The sequence below is a fragment of the Mesorhizobium sp. B2-9-1 genome, assembly GCF_006439455.1.
Classification (GTDB): domain Bacteria; phylum Pseudomonadota; class Alphaproteobacteria; order Rhizobiales; family Rhizobiaceae; genus Mesorhizobium.
The window spans coordinates 396107-415675 of record NZ_VFTP01000002.1 but is presented as its reverse complement, the minus strand read 5'-3'; the positions used below and the strand labels follow the sequence as shown (position 1 = coordinate 415675).

Below are 19569 nucleotides of genomic sequence, written 5' to 3'. Positions count from 1 at the left end.
CCAACCACCAACGCCGCACGATTGAGCGGGGCGCCAAAACTGCCAATCTCCCCCCTAGAGGGGGAGATGTCCGGCAGGACAGAGGGGGGCGCCGTAGAGCGGAAACTTTTGAGAATAGCGGAGGCAAGCATGCCTGACCGCACCTTCCTCTCATGGCCCTTTTTCGAAGATCGCCACCGCCAACTCGCCGAGCGTCTCGAAGCCTGGTGCCAACAAAACCTCCCCGTCGACCATCACGATACCGATGCCGCCTGTCGCGAGCTCGTGGCGATGCTTGGCCGCGACGGGTGGCTGAAGCCGACGGCGCTCGACCCGGCCAAACCCGCGCCGCTCGATGTGCGCACGCTCTGCATCACGCGCGAGACGCTTGCCCGCCACGATGGGCTCGCCGATTTCGCCTTCGCCATGCAGGGGCTGGGCACCGGCGCGATCACGCTGTTCGGCACGCCGGACCAGCAGCGCTGGCTGGAGAAGACGCGGGCCGGCCAAGCAATCTCCGCCTTTGCGCTCTCCGAACCACGCTCAGGATCGGACGTCGCCAACATGGAAATGACCGCCGTCCGCGACGGCGGCGACTATCTGCTTTGCGGCGAAAAGACCTGGATCTCCAATGGCGGCATCGCCGATCTCTATGTCGTGTTCGCCCGCACCGGCGAGGCGCCCGGCGCGAAAGGGATTTCCGCTTTCGTCGTGCCGGCGGAGACGAAGGGGCTCAGCGTCGCCGAGCGGCTCGAGGTCATCGCCCCTCACCCTCTGGCGCGGCTGTCCTTCGACAATGTGCGCGTTCCGGCTTCCGGCCTGATCGGCAAGCCCGGCGACGGTTTTCGGATCGCCATGTCGGTGCTCGACGTCTTCCGCTCGACCGTTGGCGCGGCCGCCCTCGGCTTTGCGCGGCGCGCGCTGGACGAGAGCATCAAACGCGCGGCCGAGCGAAAACTGTTCGGCGCGCCGATGGCGGAGTTGCAGATGGTCCAGGGTCACCTCGCCGACATGGCGCTGGATGTCGATGCGGCCGCGCTGCTCATCTACCGCGCCGCCTGGACCAAGGACATGGGCGCGGCGCGGGTGACACGGGAGGCGGCGATGGCGAAGCTCTTCGCCACCGACAAGGCGCAGGAGGTGATCGACAAGGCGGTGCAACTGCATGGCGGCGACGGCGTGCGCAAGGGCCACATCATCGAGAGCCTCTATCGCGAGATCCGGGCGCTGCGCATCTATGAGGGCGCCTCGGACGTGCAGAAGGTGGTCATCGCCAGGCAGGTGATGGGCGGGGCGTGACAACGAGTTTGAACCAGGGGGAACTGGACATGCACACCATCCTGCAGCCGGAAGGCTGGGCCAAACCGATCGGCTACGCCAATGGTGTGGCCGCGCGTGGCCGGCTTGTCTTTATCGGCGGCCAGGTCGGCTGGAATGCCGAATGCCGGTTCGAGACCGACGACTTCGTCGGCCAGGTGCGCCAGACGCTCGCCAATGTCGTTGCCGTGCTCGCCGAAGCCGGCGGCGAGCCGCGACACATCACCTCGATGACCTGGTACTTTACCGACAAGGCGGAATATGTCGGCAACCTCAAAGGCATCGGCGAGGCCTATCGCGACGTGATCGGCCGACACTTCCCGGCTATGGCGGCGATGCAAGTGGTGGCGCTGGTCGAGGACCGGGCCAAGGTTGAGATTCAGGCGACGGCTGTTATCCCGGAATAAGCGCCCGATCGCTTCGTCATCCACGGGCGGAGCAAGGAGCGATAGCGACGCAGCGCAGACCCGAGGATCCATTCCGTGACTTCGACGCGCCGCATCGGTGCAGAATTCTGCTCCGCTGCGCCCTGCGTCCGAGGTAACGGAATGGATTCCAGGGTCTCCGCGACGGAGCTTCGCTCCTGCTCCGCCCTGGAATGACGAAGTTGCGAAAGCCCCCGCCAGCAGGTACCGACCGGACCTTATCCTCGCAGTCCTGCCTGTCTCAAAATCGGCAGAACATGGTCGCAGAAATAGGGCAGTTCCTGGGTGTAATTGACGAAGGACAACGCGATGCCCTGGTAGCCATGCCCGGCAATGGCGACCATATCGGCGGCAATCTTTTCAGGGGTTCCGATCAACGGATAAGTGCCGGCGCCGCCGGCAAAGCGCTGCCGGTAGCGGTCATAGGCGTGCGGGTCATGCGACTGGGAGAATTCCTTCTTGCCCGCCATATGGGCATCGACGGCTTCGTGATCGGCCATCGCGACGGCGTAGCGCGTGTAGTAGGCCTGCGCCTCTTCCACCGTCGGGCGGCAGACGACATGCGCAACCGTATAGACGCCGACATCGCGGCCTGCCTTGTCGGCGCGCTCACCGATGTCGGCCACATGCTTGCCGGCATCGTTCATCTCGGAAAAGGTCGTGAACAGATAGTCGCATCTGGCGGCGGCGAAATCCCGGCCCGGGCCGCCGAAAGCGGCATTCATCGTCACCGGACGCGGAACCTGAAGACTGGCCGGCCGGCTCACCGCCTCCTTGAGCCGATAATAAGCGCCTTCATAGTCGAGAGGCTCGCTCGACGTATAAAGCCGCTCGAGTATTTCAATCCATTCCGCCGCCTGGTCATAGCCTTTCTCGACCAGCGGCGTGCCGAACATGCCGAATTCCTTCGGGTTCCAGCCGCAAACGATGTTGAGCCCGGCGCGGCCCTGGCTGATGTGGTCGACCGTCGCCAGCGCCTTGGCGGCGTAGAGTGGATGCACCAGCGGCACATGCACCGTCATGAACAGGCCGATCTGCTCGGTCACGGCCGCGAGCGCCGCCGCCCAGGTGAAGGTCTCGAAGGAGAATTCGCGGACCTTGTTGCGGCCGCCGAAACCGCGCCAGCGCGCTATCGGCAGCATGAATTCGAGCCCGGCGCGATCAGCTATCTGCGCCGCCGTCAGATTATCCTGCCAGTTCGCGGTCCAGCGCTCCGGCACGTCGGTGATAGCAAGCCCGCCATCGGCATTGGTCGAGAAGACGCCGAGCTTCAGTCTGTTCGGGCCGTGCAGGGGATGGGCTTTGATCATCTTGGAAACTCGCGGCGGGATGCCACACGCTAGGCCGGCGTGAAAATATTTCAAGCCTGAAATAGCTTCGCCTCGCCGTCATTTGCGGGTATGCATTGGGCAACTCAGAAGGGGATGGCATGAGCGAGTTCCGCCAGAAATGCATCGGCAAGACGAACCTCATCGGGTCATTCGCCGCCATTCCCCATCCGGTCGCCGTCGAGGTGATGGCACTGTCCGGCCTCGATTTCCTCTGCATCGACTGGGAGCACGCGCAGATCTCGCGCGACATGATCGAGGCCATGGTGCGGGCAGCCGACGTGCATCGCGTGCCGGCGATGGTCCGGGTTCCCGGCCATGCGCCGGAAGCCATTCAGGCGGCGCTGGACAGCGGCGCGCAAGGCGTGCTCGTGCCGCGCGTCTCGACAGCGGAGCAGGCCGCGATGGCGGTGAAGGCTTCGCGCTATCCGCCGCAAGGCGCGCGCGGTGTCGGTCCCGGCCGGGCCGCGGGCTATGGCTACCGCATTCCCGAATATCTTGCCTCCGCCAACAACCGAACGATCGTCGCGGTCCAGGTCGAGACATCGGAGGGACTGGCCAACATCGAAGCGATCGCGGCGGTCGAGGGCGTCGACGTGGTCTTCGTCGGCCCTGGCGATCTTTCGGTGTCGATCGACGCGGTCGGACCGGCAGGCGCGGACAGGCTCTCCGAGGCGATCGGAACGATCATTCGCGCGACGATCGCAAACGGCAGGACTGCCGGCATATTTTGCGCCAGCGCACAGACCGTCAGCCGATGGGCAGCCATCGGCGCGAGCTTCTTCGTGCTGGCCAGCGACACGATGTTTCTCGGCGCCGGCGCCGCGGCCAACGGCACCGCCGCCCGCGCGGAACTGGCGCAAGGAGCCGGCTAGGCGAAAGAGGGCGCCAAACTTTAAGCTTAAAACTTTCGCCTTGAAAAGCGCCGTACTTTGGATAGCATCAAGATCGCGGCTGTCCGGCTGGAGGGGCTTTTCCGGTCCATCGCAGTGTTCCGGGTGAGAGGGGTTCGGTCCTTGTCGTTCACACTGCCCCATTCATCGTCCAGCGCGCGCTATGCCTTCGATGGCCTGCGTGCCCAGATTCGCGATCTGCACACCGAAAACATCGCCAACCTTGCGGTTCGCGCGCGGGAACTCGGCGATGTCATCGCGCTCTGGTACGGCGAAGGCGATATGGTGACGCCAGCCTTCATCCGCGACGCGGCGAAGGCCGCCTTCGACGAAGGCCTGACCTTCTACGTTCCCAACATGCGTGGGCACGGCCCGCTGAACGAGGCGCTTTCAGAGTACCAGACGCGCATCCACGGCCGCTCGATCCCGATCGCGCGAACCACGGTGACGCCGGGCGGTATGCAGGCGCTCTATCTGGCGCTGGAACTGCTGGTCGATGCCGGCACCAATGTCGTCTATGTCGGGCCGCAATGGCCCAACATCCACAACGCCATCCATCTGATCGGCGGCGAGCCGCGCCCGTTCTCGCTCGATTTCAAGGGCGACTGGCAGCTCGATCTCGAGCGATTGTTTGCAAGCTGCGACGCGCGCACCCGCGCGATCTTCCTGTCGACGCCGTCCAATCCGACCGGCTGGACCGCGACGCGCGAGGAGATGCAGGCGCTGCTCGACTTCAGCCGGCGCACCGGCATCTGGATCATCTCCGACGAGGTCTACGGCCGGCTCTATTTCGACGGCGCCGTCGCCCCTTCCATCCTGCAGATCGCCGAGGACGGCGACAGGGTGCTGTCGGCCAACAGTTTCTCGAAAGCCTGGGCGATGACCGGCTGGCGCATCGGCTGGCTGACGCATCCGTCGGGCGTTGCCGACCAGCTCGGCGCCATGACGCAATATGTCAACAGCGGCACCGCCGCGCCGATCCAGGCCGGCGCCGTCGCGGCGATCCGTCAGGGCGAGCCGCTGGTCGAGGAAATCAGGCAACGGATCAAGATAGGCCTCGACCTCGCCTATGACCGGCTGGCGCAAATCCCAGGCACCATCCTGCCGACCAAGCCGCGCGGCGGCATGTATGCGTTCTTCGCCCTGGAGGGCGAAAACGACGCGCGACGCGCCTGCGCCCGCATTCTGGAGACGGCGCGGGTCGGGCTTGCGCCCGGTCACCTGTTCGGAAATTCGGCGGCGGCATTCCTGCGCATGTGCGTGTGCCGCGACAGCAACCAGATAGAAACGGCGCTTCAACGCATGACCGCCGCAATGAATTGACGCCCTGCCGGAAGCGGGGCGGCAAAAAGCCGTGCGGGGCGAACCCGCCCGTTCAACAACAGAGGGAACAGAAATGAGCTTTACTCGTCGCAACGTGCTTCTCATGGCCGCCGCCATCGGCATCGCCGCCGGCCCCGTCACCGCTTACGCCGCGGATGCGCTCAATGTTGGCGCCTACCCGACCAATCCACCCTTCGAATACAAGAACGAGAGCGGCACCTTCGAGGGTTTCGAGGTCGACATCGTCAATGAGGCGGCCAAGCGCATCGGCATGACCACCGACATCGCCGATCTCGGGTTCCAGGCGCTGTTCGCCGCCACCACCTCCAAGCGTATCGACGTCGCCATCTCCTCGATCACCATCACGCAGGAGCGGCTGAAGTCGCAGTCCTTCACGCAGCCCTATTATGATTCCGACATGGGCATCGCCACCAAGGCCGACAGCCCGATCAGCGCCGAGGCGGACCTCAAGGGCAAGGTCGTCGGCGTGCTTTCAGGTTCCACCGGCGAAACCTGGGTCAAGGACCATCAGCAGGCCGACGGCTTCAGCGACGTGAAGGGCTACGACACGCAGCAGAACCTGTTGCTCGACCTCAGCGCCGGCCGCGTCGATGCCGCCGTCAGCGACATTCCCGGCATGCAATACTCCTTCAAGAAGATGAAGGACCTCGTCGTCAAGCAACGCATCAAGACCGGCGAGCAATACGGCCTGATGATGACCAAGGACCACCCGCTGCTCGGCAAGCTGAACGACGCGCTGACGGCGATGAAGAAGGACGGGACGCTGGCCGCGATCCACAAGAAGTGGTTCGACAGCGATGCTCCGGCGGATTCCTCCACGGTCAAGGAAATGCCGCTGCCCAAGGCCTGAGCGGCGACGAACGCAACAGGACGTGCCGGCGCGAGAGGCCGGCACGTCCGTTTTTCACGCATGAGCCCTGCCATCGCCGAAGCCGGTGCGGCAAAATCGGTGTCGGTGCCTGGCTCTGGCGTCTGTCTCCTTGATTTGATGCAATTGCGGACGGAAAGCCGTGTCGCACTTTTCGTGGAATTGCTCTGGACGCAAAACGGTTCGGGAACGCTCCCATGTCGCTGATCGACACCTTCTTCAATCCCGGCGTTATTGCATCGAGCCTGCCGGCGCTGCTGCGCGGCTTTCTCAACACGCTGCTGCTTGGGGTGATGAGCATCGTCATCGGCATTGCGGCGGGGCTGGCGATCAGCCTCGTGCGGCTCTATGCGCCGAAGCCGCTGCGACTGCTCGCAGTCGGCTACACCGACATCTTTCGCGCTTTGCCGGTGCTGGTGGTTTTGATCCTGATCTACTACGCGCTGCCCTTCCTCGGCATACGCCTGTCGTCCTGGGCCTCCGCCGTGACGGCTTTTGCCATCATCATGTCGGCTTACTCGGCCGAGGTTTTCCGCTCCGGCATCGAAAGCATTCCGCGCGGCCAGTTCGAGGCGGCGCAGGCGCTTGGCCTGCCGTTCATGCTGACCCTGCGCAAGGTCGTGCTGCCGCAGGCGATCCGCGTGGTCATCCCGCCGATGACCAGCAACTGCGTCTCGATGTTCAAGGATACCTCGCTCGCCTCGACCGTAGCGCTGCCGGAACTGCTCAAGGAAGCGACCAATGCGCAGTCGCTCTATGCCAACCCCTCGCCGTTGATCGGCGCGGCGCTTGTCTACCTCATCTTCCTCTGGCCGATGGTGCGCCTCGTCAGCCTGCTCGAGCGCCGCTTCCAGACCGAGAAGACGCGCTGAACCCGCCAACCGTCCAAGTCCCCCGCAGGAGCGTACCCCCGTGAAAAAGTCCGACAATACCAACGCTGCCGCGTTTCCGGTCGAGAAGATCCGCGCCATGTTTCCGGCGCTTCAACAGGCCGGCGACTTCATCTTCCTGGACAATGCCGCCGGCGCGCAAATCCCGCAAAGCGTGCTCGACGCGGTGACCAATCATCTGGTGTCGCACAATGTGCAGCGCGGCGGCCGCTACGGTCGCAGCGTCACCGTCGATCAGTCGGTCGCCGATGCACGGACAAGTGTGGCACTGCTGATCAATGCCTACAGTCCGTCCGAAATCTGCTTCGGCATGAACGCCACCTCGTTCATCCGCCTGGTCAGCCTCGGCATCGGCCAGATGCTTTCCAATGACAGGGTTGGCGGACGCGACGAGATCGTCATCACCGACATGGATCACGACGCCAACATTGCCACCTGGCTGGCGCTGGAATCGGCCGGCGCCAAGTTCAAATGGTGGCGCATGCGCGAGGACGGCACTTTGCATGTCGACGACCTCAAGCCGCTGGTTTCGGAGCGCACGCGCCTCGTCGCCTGCACGGTGACGGCGCATTCGATCGGCTCGATCGTCGACGTCGCTTCGGTTGCCAAGATCGCGCATGCCGCCGGCGCCGAAGTGTTCCTCGACTGCGTGCATTACGGGCCGCATGGGCTGATCGACGTGCAGGCCTGGCAGTGCGACTACCTCGTCTGCTCCGGTTACAAGAATTTCTCGCCGCATATGGGATTCCTGTGGGGCCGCTTCGAGACGCTGAAGCGGCTGCCGACCTTCCGCGAGGATTTCATTCCCGACGAGCCGCCCTACAAGGTCGAGGCCGGCACCTTCATCTACGAGAACGTCTCCGGCATGGACGCGGCGGTGCGCTATCTGGAATCGATCGGCCGCAACTTCCTTCCCGAAAACAACCGCTCGCGCCGCGACAACATCGTCGCCGGCATGAACGCCATCCGCGACTACGAGCTGATGCTGGCGCACGCCATGCTGAAGGTGCTGAAGGACTGCAATGCCACGATCTACGGCGTCGCCGACGAGGCGCGCATCACCGAGCGCGTGCCGACCTTCTGCTTCAACATCGGCAAGCTGTCGCCGCAGAAAATCGTCGAGGAGATGGCCGCCATGCAGATCGGCATCCGCGACGGCCACATGTATGCGCCGCGGCTGATGAAGCGGCTGAACCTGTCGATGGACAGCGGCGCGATCCGCGCCTCGCTGGTGCACTACAACACGGTGGAGGAAGTGCGCCGGTTTGGGGAAGCGCTGCGGGCGATTATTACGAAGCTGTCTTGAAACAACCGAGCCTTCTTAGGGGGTGCGTAGCAAGTTCCGCTTCGTCATCCACGGGCGAAGCAAGGAGCGAAGCGACGCGGCGCAGACCCGAGGATCCATTCCGTGACATACGAGCGTCGCAACGGTGCAGAATTCTGCTCCGCTGCACCATTCGGCTGAGGTAACGGAATGGATCCTAGGGTCGCGCCACGCTTCGCGTCGCTCCGCCCTAGGATGACGACCTCCTAGGCCGCGGCCGCCTTCTTGGCCAGCCGCGCCTTGATCGAGGCAATGTCGGCGCGCGGCGTCGCGGCGAACAGCGTCTTGGTGTAGGCGTGCTTGGGGTCGGAGAAGACCTCGTCGCGCGGGCCGTATTCGACGGCTTCGCCGAAATACATCACCATCACGTCGTCTGCGATATAGCGGACCACCGAGAGGTCGTGGCTGATGAAGACATAGGTCAGCTGGAATTCGTCCTGCAGGTCGGCAAGCAGGTTGAGCACCTGCGCCTGCACGGAGAGGTCGAGCGCCGAGACCGGCTCGTCGAGCACAAGGAGGCTCGGGTTCAGCATCAGCGCCCGGGCAATGGCGATGCGCTGGCGCTGGCCGCCCGAGAACATGTGCGGATAGCGGTTATAATGCTCCGGTCCCAGCCCGACCTTCTTCAGCATCTTCATCGCCAGGTCGCGGCGCTCCTCGGCCGGCCTGTCGGTATTGATCAGGAGCGGCTCGCCGAGCACGTCGCCGATCTTCTGGCGCGGGTTGAGCGAGCCATAGGGGTTCTGGAAGACGATCTGCACCTTGCGGCGCATTTCCTTGGAGAGACCGTCCCTGGCGATGTCGACCTTGTTGCCGTCGATGAAGAGCTCGCCGGAAGTGGCCGGATCGATCAGCGTGATGATGCGGGCAAGCGTGGACTTGCCGCAGCCGCTCTCGCCGACGATGGCAAGCGTCTTGCCCTTCTCTACGCTGAAGGACACGCCCTTCACCGCATGGACGGTGCGCGCGCCGCGGAACAGGCCGCCGCCGACATGATAGTCGCGCTTGATGTCCTTGCCTTCGACGACCTTGGTCATGCGCCGGCTCCTGAAGGTGCCGGCTCGAACAGCATGTCGGACACGGTCGGCAGCCGGTCGCCGACGGCGTTCTCCGGCAGCGCCGAGAGCAGCGCGCGCGTGTAGTTGCTCTTCGGCGCTTCAAAGAGCGACAGCACGTCGGCCTCTTCCATCTTGCGGCCCTTGTACTGGACGATAACGCGGTCGGCGGTTTCGGCAACCACGCCCATATTGTGGGTGATCATGATCAGGCCCATGCCGTATTTGGCCTGCAGCGAGACCAGCAGGTCGAGGATCTGCTTCTGGATGGTGACGTCGAGCGCGGTGGTCGGCTCGTCGGCGATCAACAGCTTCGGATTGCAGGCGATCGCCATGGCGATCATGACGCGCTGGCACTGGCCGCCCGACATCTGGTGCGGGAAGGAATTCAGCCGCTCCTCCGGTTCCGGAATGCCGACCTGCTTGAAAAGCTCGATGGCGCGCGCCCGGCGCTGGGCCTTGTCCATGCCCATGTGGAAGCGCAGCACTTCCTCGATCTGGAAGCCGACGGTGAAGCAGGGATTGAGGCTGGCGACCGGCTCCTGGAAGATCATGGCAATGTCCTTGCCGATGATCTTGCGACGGTCGGCCGGGTCGATCTTCAACAGATCGCGGCCGTTGAAGGCCATGCGGTCGGCGGTGACGGTCGCTGTCCATGGAAGCAGGCCCATCACGGCCAGCATCGACACCGACTTGCCGGAGCCGGATTCGCCAACGATGGCGAGCACCTCGCGCTCGTCGACATGGAGCGAGACGCCGTCGACGGCGCGGAACGGACCGGACGCGGTCTGGAATTCGACGACGAGGTTCTGGATGTCGAGCAGCGCCATCACGACCTCCTGAGCTTGGGATCGAGGGCATCGCGCAGGCCGTCGCCGACGAGGTTGATGGCAAGCACGGTGATGAGGATGGCGAGACCCGGGAAGGTCACCACCCACCAGGCGCGCAGGATGAATTCGCGCGCCGTGGCAAGCATGGTACCCCACTCCGGCGTCGGCGGCTGGGCGCCGAGGCCAAGGAAGCCGAGCGCGGCGGCTTCCAGGATAGCGTTGGAGAAGGACAGCGTGCCCTGGACGATCAAGGGCGCCAGGCAGTTGGGCAGGATGGTGGCAAGCATCAGCCTGACATGGCCCGCGCCGGCGACCTTCGCCGCCACGACATATTCGCGGCTCTTCTCGGCCATCACGGCGGCACGCACCAGGCGGGCGAAATGCGGCTGCAGGACCAATGCGATCGCCAGCATGGCGTTGAACAGGCCCGGGCCGAGGATGGTGACAAGCACCAGCGCCAGGAGCAGTGACGGAAAGGCCAGGATCAGGTCCATGACGCGCATGATCGCAACGTCGACCCAGCCGCGGAAATAGCCCGCCAGCAGGCCGAGCGTGATGCCGCCGGTGAGCGCCAGCGTGACCACCACCGCGCCGATCAGCAGCGAGAAGCGCGCGCCGTAGAGCAGGCGCGAGAGGATGTCGCGGCCGACCGGGTCGGTGCCGAGCAGATATTGCGTCGAGCCGCCGGCCTGCCAGGCGGGGGGCCGCAGAAACGCGGTCTTGTCCTGGACGTCGGGCGCATAAGGCGCGAGCAGCGGCGCGAACAGCGCGGCGAGCACCAAAAGGAGGAAGACGAACAGGCCGATGACGGCGCCGCGGTTGACGGAGAAATAGTGCCAGAAGGTCTTGAGGCCTGTGAGCCGATCCGGGCTGCCGGCGGCCATCGGGGCGATTTCGGTCTGGGTCATTTATGCCGCCCTGATGCGTGGGTTGATGACGGCATAGAGCACATCGACGATGAGGTTCACCGCCATGACGATGAGCGCGATCAAAAGCAGACCCGACTGCACGACGACATAGTCGCGCTTGAAGATGGAATCGACCATCCACTTGCCGATGCCGGGCCAGGCGAAGATGGTCTCGGTGAGGATGGCGCCCGCAAGCAGCGTGCCGACCTGCAGGCCGATGGTGGTGACGACCGGGATAAGCGCGTTGCGAAGCGCGTGGACGCCGATGACGCGCGCTGCCGAAAGGCCCTTGGCGCGCGCGGTGCGGACATAGTCCTCGCCCAGCACCTCGAGCATGGCCGAGCGCGTCTGGCGCGCGATCACCGCCAGCGGAATGGTCCCGAGCACGATCGCCGGCAGGACGAGATGGCTGAGCGCGGAGCGGAATGCGTCCCACTTGCCATAGAGGAGGCTGTCGACAGTCATGAAGCCGGTGATCGGCTTGAAAAAGAACTGCAAGCCGATGCGGCCCGAGACCGGCGTCCAGCCGAGATAGCCCGAGAAGAAGATGATGAGCAGCAGGCCCCACCAGAAGATCGGCATGGAGTAACCGACAAGGGCCGTGCCCATCAGCGACTGGTCGAACCATGAGCCGCGCTTGACGGCGGCAAAAATGCCGGCGGGAATGCCGATCACCATGGCGAAGATCATGGCGAAGAAGGACAGTTCCAGCGTCGCCGGGAAGAGCGTCTTGAATTCCTCGAGGACCGGCCGCTTGGACGAGATGGAAACGCCGAAATCGCCGGTGGCGACCTCACCCACATAGCGCGCATACTGCTCCCAGATCGGCAGATTGTAGCCGAACTGTTGCTTGAGCTCTTCGTAGCGAGCGGGGGCGACGCCATGCTCGCCGGCCATGGCGAGGATCGGATCGCCCGGCAGCAGTCGGACAAAGGCGAAGGCGCAGATGGTGATGCCGACCAGGGTCGGAATCAGGAGGGCGATTTTGTTGAGAAGGTATCGGAGCATCATCAAATGAAACGGGGCGGCGCTGGAAGTTGCGCCGCCCCGTTCGCAATATTACTCGGACTTGTCAACGCCGTCGAAACGGTGAATGCCGAGCGGGTCCATCTTGAAGCCGGTGACATTATTGCGAACGACCGCGTAAACCTGGCTGTGAGCCAGCAGGAAAGCGGGCGCTTGCTTGGCGAAGATCACCTGCGCCTGCTCATAGAGCTTGGTGCGCTCGGCCTGGTCGCTGGTCTTCTTGGCCTTCTGGATCAGGTCCTCGAAGTCCTTGTCGCACCAGCTGGAGTAGTTCGAGACGCCGATCGCCGAGCAAGCGAAGAGAGTGGCGAAGAAATTGTCCGGATCGCCGTTGTCGCCGGTCCAGCCGATCTGGAAGGCGCCGGGACGGTCCTTCTTCTTGCCTTCCTCGCGATACTTCGTCCACTCGTAGTTGACGATGTTCGCCTTGACGCCGACCTTGGCCCAGTCGGCCTGGATCAGCTCAGCCGCGCGCTGGAAGTTCGGATTGTAGGGACGAACGCGGTCGGCAGCCCAGAGCTGGATTTCCTTCAGGCCGGCATCGGCGAGAACCTTCTTGGCCGCTTCCGGATTGTAGGTGTCGGTCTTCACGTCCTTGTCCCACGACCACATGGTCGGCGGGATGAGGTTCTCGGCGGGCGTCGCGCCGGCATCCTGGAACAGCGACTTGATCAGGGCTTCCCGGTCGATCGCCTGATTGAGCGCATGGCGCACTTCCGGCTTATCGAGCGGCGGGATGGTGGTGTTGTAGCTCATATAGCCGATGTTCAGGCCCGCCTGATCCATCAGCGTCACGTCCTTGTTGGCCTTGATGGTGGCGATGTCGGCCGGGTTCGGATAGGGCGCGACGTCGCATTCGCCGGCGAGCACCTTCTGGATGCGGGCGGTCGCGTCAGGCGTGATGGCGAAGACGAGATCGTCGATCTTTTCCTTGCCCTTGAAGTAGTCGGGATTGGCCGCGTAACGGATGACCGAATCCAGCTGATAGTCGACGAACTGGAACGGACCGGTGCCGACCGGCTTGGTCGAGAAGTCGGCCATCTTGCCGTCCTTCTGGAGCTGGTCGGCATATTCCTTCGACACGATCGAGGCGAAATCCATGCCGAGATTGGCCAGCATCGGCGCGTTCGGCTCGGTCAGCGTCAGCTTGACGGTGAGGTCATCGACCTTCTCCCACTTGGCGACGTATTTCGGCATGTCCATGCCGGTGTAATAGTCCCAGGTGAGGTTCGGCAGATACTTGTCGCCGTTCCACGGATTCTCCTTGTTGAACTGGCGATCGAAGGAGAAGACGACGTCGTCGGCGTTGAGGTCGCGCGTCGGCTTGAAATAGTCGGTGGTCTGGAACTTCACACCCGGATGCAGATGGAAAGTATAGACCAGGCCATCGTCGGAAATTTCCCACTTGTCAGCCAGGCCGGGCTCGATCTCGGTGCCACCATGCTTGAATTCGACCAGTCGGGAATAGACGGTGCGCGAAGACGCGTCGAAGTCGTTGCCGCCGGTTGTCGTACCCGGATCGAAATTGGCCGGCGACGCTTCCGAGCAATAAACGAGCGTCTTAGCACTGGCCATGCCGCTGAGGACGCTTGCAGCCAGCAACGCGGCTGCAAAAGTCATTGTCTTTTTCATTGACCACTCCCTGATGTTCTCTCAAGCCCCTCTATCAGGCTCGCGAAGGGCGCATATAAGCACCGTTTCTTCGCCTTTGGAACACCTCGTTTGCGTACCCCATGGGAAGCAGGAAAAGAATCTATCTTTTGCTCAAACCGCAGAAAAAATGAGTAGTTTTTTCTGCTCACGACATTATTAACGACGGCATTTTTTTATTGATCGCTCACCTGTTAAAATGAGCCGACAGGGCCCGGCTGCTGGAGATCTGCCCGCCGCCGGACATGCTGCGGAAGGTGTCCGGATCATCGGATTTCGACGGCAAATCTTTCCCCGCCCTGCCGCTGGGGCAAGGCTTGCACCGTCGCCGATAGAGGCAATACATAGACTGTGGGCGGGATTTTCCGGAAAATCCGCGACGGCGTGGAGGACGCTTCCCTGGAAGCGGGCGCCGAGATTGAAGGCGACAGGGAGAGACAGGTGGCAAAAGCAGCCAAGACGACAGCCCCGGTGAACGCAAAGGCCAAGGGCACCGCCGCAAGCGATGCGCCCAAGACTGCCAAGGCCGCAGCCGCACCGAAGGCGAAGACGACCGCAAAGCCCGCAAAGTCAGCCCCTAAGCCGGCCGCTGCCAAGCCCGCAGCGGCAAAAGCCGGAAAAGCGGCCGCGAAGTCGCCCGCCGCCGCGCCCGCCGCGAAGACGGCGCCAGCTACGAGTAACGCGAAGCCTGTCTCGAAGGGCTTGCCGAAGGCGATCACCGAGCTCACCGTCGGCCTGCCGGAAAAGCCGTGGCTGAAAAGCTATCCGACGAACATGCCGGCCGAGATCGGCGCCCTGCCCTACAGGTCCATCGGCGACTTCCTTGTCGGCGCCTGCAAGCAATTCGCCGGGCGGCCGGCTTTCGTATGCATGGGCAAGTCGATCACCTATGCCGAGGTCGAACGGCTGTCGGCCGCGTTCGGCGCCTATCTGCAGGCGAGAGGCCTGGAGAAGGGCGCGCGCGTGGCGCTGATGATGCCGAACGTGCTGCAATATCCGGTGGCGATGATGGGCATACTGCGCGCCGGCTATACGGTGGTGAACGTCAACCCGCTCTACACGCCGCGCGAACTGGAACACCAGCTGAAGGATTCCGGCGCGCAGGCGATCGTCATCCTCGAAAACTTCGCCGGCACGCTGCAGGCGGTGATCGCCAGGACGCCGGTGAAGCACGTCATGGTCGCCGCCATGGGCGACATGCTGGGCGGACTCAAGGGCGCCATCGTCAACCTCGTGGTGCGGCGGGTTAAGAAGATGGTTCCGGCATGGTCGCTGCCCGGCCATGTGAAGTTCAACGCCGTGCTCAAGACCGGCGCGAGCATCGCCTTCAAGCCGCCGACGATCTCCGGCGACGACATCGCCTTCCTGCAATATACGGGCGGCACCACCGGCGTCTCGAAGGGTGCTGTGCTACTGCATCGCAACGTGCTTTCGAACGTCGCGCAGAATTCGCTGTGGGTGGAGGACGCCTATACGGTCAAGCCGAAGCCGGCGCATCTCAACTTCATCTGCGCGCTGCCGCTCTATCACATCTTCGCGCTGACGGTGAATGCGCTGATGGGCATGCAGCAGGGCGCGCAGAATGTGCTGATCCCCAACCCGCGCGACATTCCGGGCTTCGTCAAGGAACTTGCGAAATACCCGATGCACATCTTTCCCGGCCTCAATACGCTGTTCAACGCGCTGCTCAACAATGAGGAGTTCCGCAAGCTCGACTTCAAGCCGCTGATCCTGACGCTGGGCGGCGGCATGGCGGTGCAGAGGGGCGTCGCCGAACGCTGGAAGGCGCTGACCGGCTGTCCGGTGAGCGAAGGCTACGGGCTCTCCGAAACCTCGCCGGTGGCGACCGCCAACAAGTTCAGCTCGGCCGATTTCACCGGCACGATCGGGCTGCCGCTGCCTTCGACCGAGATAGCCATCCGCGACGACGACGGCAACAACGTGCCGCTCGGCGAAGTGGGCGAGATCTGCATCCGCGGCCCGCAGGTGATGGCCGGCTACTGGAACCGGCCCGACGAGACCGCCAAGGCGATGACCAAGGACGGCTTCTTCAAATCCGGTGACATGGGCTTCATGGACGAGCGCGGCTACACCAAGATCGTCGACCGCAAGAAGGACATGATCCTGGTCTCCGGCTTCAACGTTTATCCCAACGAACTGGAAGAGGTGGTGGCGCATCACCCCGGCGTGCTCGAAGTGGCGGCCATCGGCGTGCCGGATGAGCATTCCGGCGAGGTGCCTAAATTGTTCGTGGTCAAGAAGGACCAGGCGCTCACCGTCGAGACGTTGATGGCTTACTGCCGCGAGAACCTGACCGGCTACAAGCGGCCGAGATTCATCGAATTCCGCACCGAACTGCCGAAGACGCCGGTCGGCAAGATCCTGCGGCGGGCGCTGCGGGACCAGGTTTGAGCGATTGTTCCGCAGGCAAGGCACGGGAGCGAGGCAAGCGGCTCGATCCGGCGGATTTCATCAAGGCGAACATGCGGCTGGCGCCGGCACCGTCAGTGCCGGAGGTCCGGCTCTATCAGGCGCATCCCGGCAGCGGCTTGCGGCGGCTGCTCGAACCGGAAGACGAGAGCGACGGAAGCCGGCCTGACCCACAGCCGCCCTACTGGGCCTATGCCTGGGCCGGCGGCACCGTGCTGGCACGCTATGTCCTCGACCGTCCGTCGATCGTAGCCGGCAAACGCGTGCTCGACCTCGGCGCCGGCTCGGGGCTGGTCGGCATCGCCGCGGCAAAAGCTGGCGCGCGCGCAGTGATCGCAGCGGAGATCGACCGCAACGGCGTCGTGGCGCTCCGCCTCAACGCGCAAGCCAATGGCGTCGCCATCCAGATAGGCGACGAGGACGTCACCGGCGGTCCGCCGCCGGCGGTCGACCTGGTTCTCGCCGGCGACGTCTTTTACGCGCAGGATGTCGGGCAGCGGATGATCCCGTTCCTCGACCGCTGCCTTGCTGCCGGCATCGATGTGCTGGTCGGCGATCCCGGCCGCGCCTGGCTGCCCAGACCGCGGCTCTGCCTGCTCGGCGAGTATCACGTGCCGGATGTCGGCGGAAACGGCGGCAGCGAACCCGGGCCCAGCGCGGTGTTCGCTTTCGTTGCGAAATCCGGTTAACCCGCCGGCACACTCATCCGCGCAGTCAGAAAATCCGGCAGGTCGGCGACCGAGTCCAGAACGACGTCCGCCATCGGCGCCAGCGAGTCGCGCGTGCCGGTGCCGGAGAGCACGCCCACCGCCAGGCCGCAGCCGCCGGCGCGCGCCATTTCCAGATCGTGGCGGTTGTCGCCGACCATGGCGATCTCGCCGGGCTTCAACCCGGTCAGGTCGCAGAAAGCGACAACCGTGTCGGGCGCCGGCTTGGAGTTGGCAACGGCGTCATAGCCGAAGGCGGCATCGAAGAGCTGCGCGATACCGAGCGTGGCCAGCGTCTTTTCGGCGCCGCTGGTCGAATCGTTGGTGGCGACGCCCATGCGATAGGATCGTTTGTGCAAGGCCCGCAACGAATCGACGACGCCCGGCAGCGCGACCGCCATGGCCGAACCTTGCGCCGAAGTGATCTCGTTGAAGCGGGAAACGGCGTGCATCTGGTCTTCCTCGGACAGACGCGGGAACCATAGCTCGACGACGTCCATGTTCGAGCCGGAGGCGAAGATCGAATCCGGCTTGAAGCGCTTTGTGACGAAGTCGAAGCCGGCGGCGGCGAGCAACCGATCCGCTTTCCAGCGGTCGCCTTCGGCGGCATCCATCGCCATGAAGTCGGCGACGCCGAGCCAGGTTGCGTTGAAGTCGACAAGCGTGCCGTCCTTGTCGAACAATATTCCCTTGATATCCGCCAATCCGGTTTACTCCGCGCCGCGCAATTGGTGGATATGTCCCACCAGCCCGGCAGTCGAGGCGTCGCGTTTTGCGGCAGTCTCCTTGCCTTCCACGACAGGCAGCAGGCCCGTCGCCAGTTCCTTGCCGAGCTCGACGCCCCATTGGTCGAAGGAATTGATGTTGAACAGCGTGCCTTCGACGAAGACGCGGTGCTCGTAAAGCGCGATGAGCCGGCCGAGCGTGCGCGGGTCGAGCTTTCTGTAGAGAATGGTCAGCGAGGGGCGATTGCCCGAGAAGACGCGGTGCGGCGCGATCCGGTCAACGTCGGCCGGATTCATGCCCTTGGCCAGCATCTGCGCGCGCGCCTCTTCCAGCGTGCGCCCCTTCATGAAGGCCTCCGACTGCGCCAGGCAGTTGGCGAGCAAGAGATCGTGCTGGTGTTTCAATTCGGGCTCGTGACCGACGGCGGCGGCGAGGAACTCGACGGGAATGAAGTCGGTGCCCTGATGCAGGAGCTGGAAGAAGGCATGCTGGCCGTTGGTGCCTGGCTCGCCCCAGACCAGCGGGCCGGTCGGCGTGGCGACTGCCGTGCCGTCCAGCGTGACGCTCTTGCCGTTCGATTCCATGTCGAGCTGCTGCAGATAGGCCGGCAGGCGCGACAGGCGCTGGTCGTAAGGGATGACGGCGCGGGCCGGATATTTGCAGACGACGCGATGCCACCAGCCGATCAGCCCCAGAAGCACCGGCAGGTTCTTTTGCATCGGCGCCGAGCGGAAATGCTCGTCCATCTCATGCGCGCCGTCGAGGAAGGCGCGGAAGTTGCGCGGGCCGACGGAAATCATCACCGGCAGCCCGATGGCGCTCCAGACCGAATAGCGGCCGCCGACCCAGTCCCAGAAGCCGAAGACGCGGTCCTGCTCGATGCCGAACTTCGCGACCAGGTCGAGCGCGGTCGAGACGGCGGCGAAATGCTTGCCGACCGCTTCCTTGCCAAGCGCCTTCTGAACCCAGTCGCGCGCCGTCTGCGCATTGGTCATCGTCTCGACCGTGGTGAAGGTCTTGGAAGCAATGATGAACAGGGTCGTCTCGGCAGACAGACCCTTCAGCGTGTCATGGATATGAGCGCCGTCGACATTGGAGACGTAATGCGCGCGCGGCCCGTCATGGTAAGGCGCGAGCGCCAGCGTCACCATTGCCGGGCCGAGGTCCGAGCCGCCGATGCCGATATTGACGATGTCGGTGATCTTCTTGCCCGTGGCGCCGGCCGCCTTGCCCGAGCGGATTGCGTCGGCGAAGGCGCCCATGGCGTCGAGCACGGCGATCACATCGGCCTTGGTGTCCTGGCCGTCGACGATCACGCTCTTGCCGGTCAGGTTGCGCAGGGCGGTGTGCAGCACGGCGCGGTTCTCGGTGATGTTGATCTTCTTGCCGTCGAACATGGCGGCGCGGCGCCCCCCGAGATCGGCGGCGGCGGCGAGCTTCTCCAGCATCGCCATCGTGTTTGCGTCGACCGCGCATTTCGACCAGTCGAGCAGAAGGTCGCCATCGGTGGCGGAGAATGTCTCGAAGCGCTTGGGATCGGCGGCGAAGGCCTCGCGCATTGTGCCCTTGGCCGCCGCGCGCTGCTCACGCAGAGCGGTGACCTGCTTGTCGAAGGCTGACTGATCCACTGGCGGGCTCCTGGCGGGTTTTTAGACCATTTTAACAGGCCGGATGTTTCCGGCGCGTGTCGGCGCGTCATTCTATCGAGCCGATTTCCATTTCGTTCAAGCGTGGCTTTGCCGCACCGCATTCACGCTTTGATGAGGGGCGGTGTTGGATGGTGAGGAGGGGGGATTTCACCGCGAGGAGGCCGTGCGGTGTGGGCGACGATGCTGCGCATCGCGTGGCGACGTCGCTGCGCGTCGCGCT

The 19569-nt window shown here is 64.0% G+C and carries 17 protein-coding genes; 9 read left to right on the top strand and 8 right to left on the bottom strand.

From position 1 onward, the window contains the following. Window positions 1-129 precede the first annotated feature (129 nt). Window positions 130-1278, top strand: coding sequence for an acyl-CoA dehydrogenase family protein (locus tag FJW05_RS06175; RefSeq protein ID WP_140629743.1), 1149 nt, complete (start codon window positions 130-132; stop codon window positions 1276-1278). 29 nt (window positions 1279-1307) lie between these two features. Further along, entirely contained in the window at window positions 1308-1703 is a 396-nt protein-coding gene (locus FJW05_RS06170; protein ID WP_140629259.1) for a RidA family protein, read from the top strand. Between the two features lie 236 nt (window positions 1704-1939). On the opposite strand, the gene FJW05_RS06165 is transcribed toward FJW05_RS06170, so the two are convergent. Further along, entirely contained in the window at window positions 1940-3031 is a 1092-nt protein-coding gene (locus FJW05_RS06165; protein WP_140629257.1) for an LLM class flavin-dependent oxidoreductase, read from the bottom strand. A gap of 119 nt (window positions 3032-3150) precedes the next feature. Between FJW05_RS06165 and FJW05_RS06160 the strand changes: the two genes are divergently transcribed. From FJW05_RS06160 to FJW05_RS06140, 5 genes are all read left to right on the top strand, one after another. Beyond that, window positions 3151-3924, top strand: a complete 774-nt coding sequence (locus FJW05_RS06160) for an HpcH/HpaI aldolase/citrate lyase family protein (RefSeq protein ID WP_140629254.1) — start codon at window positions 3151-3153, stop codon at window positions 3922-3924. Window positions 3925-4065: 141 nt separating this feature from the next. Then, complete coding sequence (locus FJW05_RS06155; RefSeq protein WP_140629252.1) at window positions 4066-5265, top strand: pyridoxal phosphate-dependent aminotransferase; 1200 nt, start codon at window positions 4066-4068, stop codon at window positions 5263-5265. Between the two features lie 73 nt (window positions 5266-5338). Further along, window positions 5339-6136, top strand: coding sequence for an ABC transporter substrate-binding protein (locus FJW05_RS06150; protein ID WP_140629249.1), 798 nt, complete (start codon window positions 5339-5341; stop codon window positions 6134-6136). Window positions 6137-6351: 215 nt separating this feature from the next. Continuing rightward, entirely contained in the window at window positions 6352-7026 is a 675-nt protein-coding gene (locus tag FJW05_RS06145; RefSeq protein WP_140629246.1) for an amino acid ABC transporter permease, read from the top strand. A 40-nt stretch (window positions 7027-7066) separates the two neighbouring features. Beyond that, complete coding sequence (locus FJW05_RS06140; protein WP_140629244.1) at window positions 7067-8350, top strand: cysteine desulfurase-like protein; 1284 nt, start codon at window positions 7067-7069, stop codon at window positions 8348-8350. A 224-nt stretch (window positions 8351-8574) separates the two neighbouring features. Here the strand turns inward: FJW05_RS06140 and FJW05_RS06135 are convergent, their stop codons facing one another. Genes FJW05_RS06135 through FJW05_RS06115 form a run of 5 tightly spaced genes read right to left on the bottom strand, consistent with a single transcriptional unit; the run spans window position 8575 to window position 13819 of the window. Next, the gene (locus FJW05_RS06135) at window positions 8575-9405 is read right to left on the bottom strand and encodes a dipeptide ABC transporter ATP-binding protein (RefSeq protein WP_140629241.1); all 831 of its coding nucleotides are present in this window, start codon (window positions 9403-9405) and stop codon (window positions 8575-8577) included. After that, window positions 9402-10253, bottom strand: a complete 852-nt coding sequence (locus FJW05_RS06130) for an ABC transporter ATP-binding protein (protein WP_140629238.1) — start codon at window positions 10251-10253, stop codon at window positions 9402-9404. Before FJW05_RS06130 ends, FJW05_RS06135 begins: the two co-directional genes overlap by 4 nt. Continuing rightward, the gene (locus FJW05_RS06125) at window positions 10253-11161 is read right to left on the bottom strand and encodes an ABC transporter permease subunit (protein ID WP_140629215.1); all 909 of its coding nucleotides are present in this window, start codon (window positions 11159-11161) and stop codon (window positions 10253-10255) included. Before FJW05_RS06125 ends, FJW05_RS06130 begins: the two co-directional genes overlap by 1 nt. Continuing rightward, on the bottom strand, window positions 11162-12169 hold the full coding sequence (locus FJW05_RS06120) for an ABC transporter permease subunit (protein ID WP_140629740.1): 1008 nt from the start codon (window positions 12167-12169) through the stop codon (window positions 11162-11164). It lies immediately after the preceding gene. A 51-nt stretch (window positions 12170-12220) separates the two neighbouring features. Beyond that, the gene (locus FJW05_RS06115) at window positions 12221-13819 is read right to left on the bottom strand and encodes an ABC transporter substrate-binding protein (protein WP_140629213.1); all 1599 of its coding nucleotides are present in this window, start codon (window positions 13817-13819) and stop codon (window positions 12221-12223) included. Window positions 13820-14278: 459 nt separating this feature from the next. Here FJW05_RS06115 and FJW05_RS06110 point away from each other — a divergent pair, with 459 nt between their 5' ends. After that, a complete protein-coding gene (locus FJW05_RS06110; RefSeq protein ID WP_140629211.1) occupies window positions 14279-16249 on the top strand; it encodes a long-chain fatty acid--CoA ligase in 1971 nt (656 codons plus the stop codon). Next, window positions 16246-16956, top strand: coding sequence for a 50S ribosomal protein L11 methyltransferase (locus tag FJW05_RS06105; protein WP_246673233.1), 711 nt, complete (start codon window positions 16246-16248; stop codon window positions 16954-16956). The genes FJW05_RS06110 and FJW05_RS06105 overlap by 4 nt, the downstream gene beginning before the upstream one ends. Here the strand turns inward: FJW05_RS06105 and FJW05_RS06100 are convergent. Both FJW05_RS06100 and pgi read right to left on the bottom strand, forming a co-directional pair. Continuing rightward, the gene (locus FJW05_RS06100) at window positions 16953-17678 is read right to left on the bottom strand and encodes an HAD family hydrolase (RefSeq protein ID WP_140543104.1); all 726 of its coding nucleotides are present in this window, start codon (window positions 17676-17678) and stop codon (window positions 16953-16955) included. The genes FJW05_RS06105 and FJW05_RS06100 overlap by 4 nt on opposite strands. A 6-nt stretch (window positions 17679-17684) precedes the next feature. Beyond that, window positions 17685-19328: a glucose-6-phosphate isomerase gene (pgi, locus tag FJW05_RS06095; RefSeq protein WP_140629208.1), complete on the bottom strand. Its 1644-nt coding sequence runs from the start codon at window positions 19326-19328 to the stop codon at window positions 17685-17687. Window positions 19329-19569: the final 241 nt, after the last annotated feature.

Excerpts from the sequence above, each read along its gene's own strand:
- FJW05_RS06120 (WP_140629740.1), bottom strand. The coding sequence starts at position 12,169 with ATGCTCCGATACCTTCTCAACAAAATCGCCCTCCTGATTCCGACCCTG.
- FJW05_RS06150 (WP_140629249.1), top strand. The coding sequence starts at position 5,339 with ATGAGCTTTACTCGTCGCAACGTGCTTCTCATGGCCGCCGCCATCGGC.
- FJW05_RS06170 (WP_140629259.1), top strand. The coding sequence starts at position 1,308 with ATGCACACCATCCTGCAGCCGGAAGGCTGGGCCAAACCGATCGGCTAC.
- FJW05_RS06175 (WP_140629743.1), top strand. The coding sequence starts at position 130 with ATGCCTGACCGCACCTTCCTCTCATGGCCCTTTTTCGAAGATCGCCAC.
- FJW05_RS06130 (WP_140629238.1), bottom strand. The coding sequence starts at position 10,253 with ATGGCGCTGCTCGACATCCAGAACCTCGTCGTCGAATTCCAGACCGCG.
- FJW05_RS06160 (WP_140629254.1), top strand. The coding sequence starts at position 3,151 with ATGAGCGAGTTCCGCCAGAAATGCATCGGCAAGACGAACCTCATCGGG.
- FJW05_RS06135 (WP_140629241.1), bottom strand. The coding sequence starts at position 9,405 with ATGACCAAGGTCGTCGAAGGCAAGGACATCAAGCGCGACTATCATGTC.
- FJW05_RS06125 (WP_140629215.1), bottom strand. The coding sequence starts at position 11,161 with ATGACCCAGACCGAAATCGCCCCGATGGCCGCCGGCAGCCCGGATCGG.
- FJW05_RS06115 (WP_140629213.1), bottom strand. The coding sequence starts at position 13,819 with ATGAAAAAGACAATGACTTTTGCAGCCGCGTTGCTGGCTGCAAGCGTC.
- FJW05_RS06165 (WP_140629257.1), bottom strand. The coding sequence starts at position 3,031 with ATGATCAAAGCCCATCCCCTGCACGGCCCGAACAGACTGAAGCTCGGC.
- FJW05_RS06145 (WP_140629246.1), top strand. The coding sequence starts at position 6,352 with ATGTCGCTGATCGACACCTTCTTCAATCCCGGCGTTATTGCATCGAGC.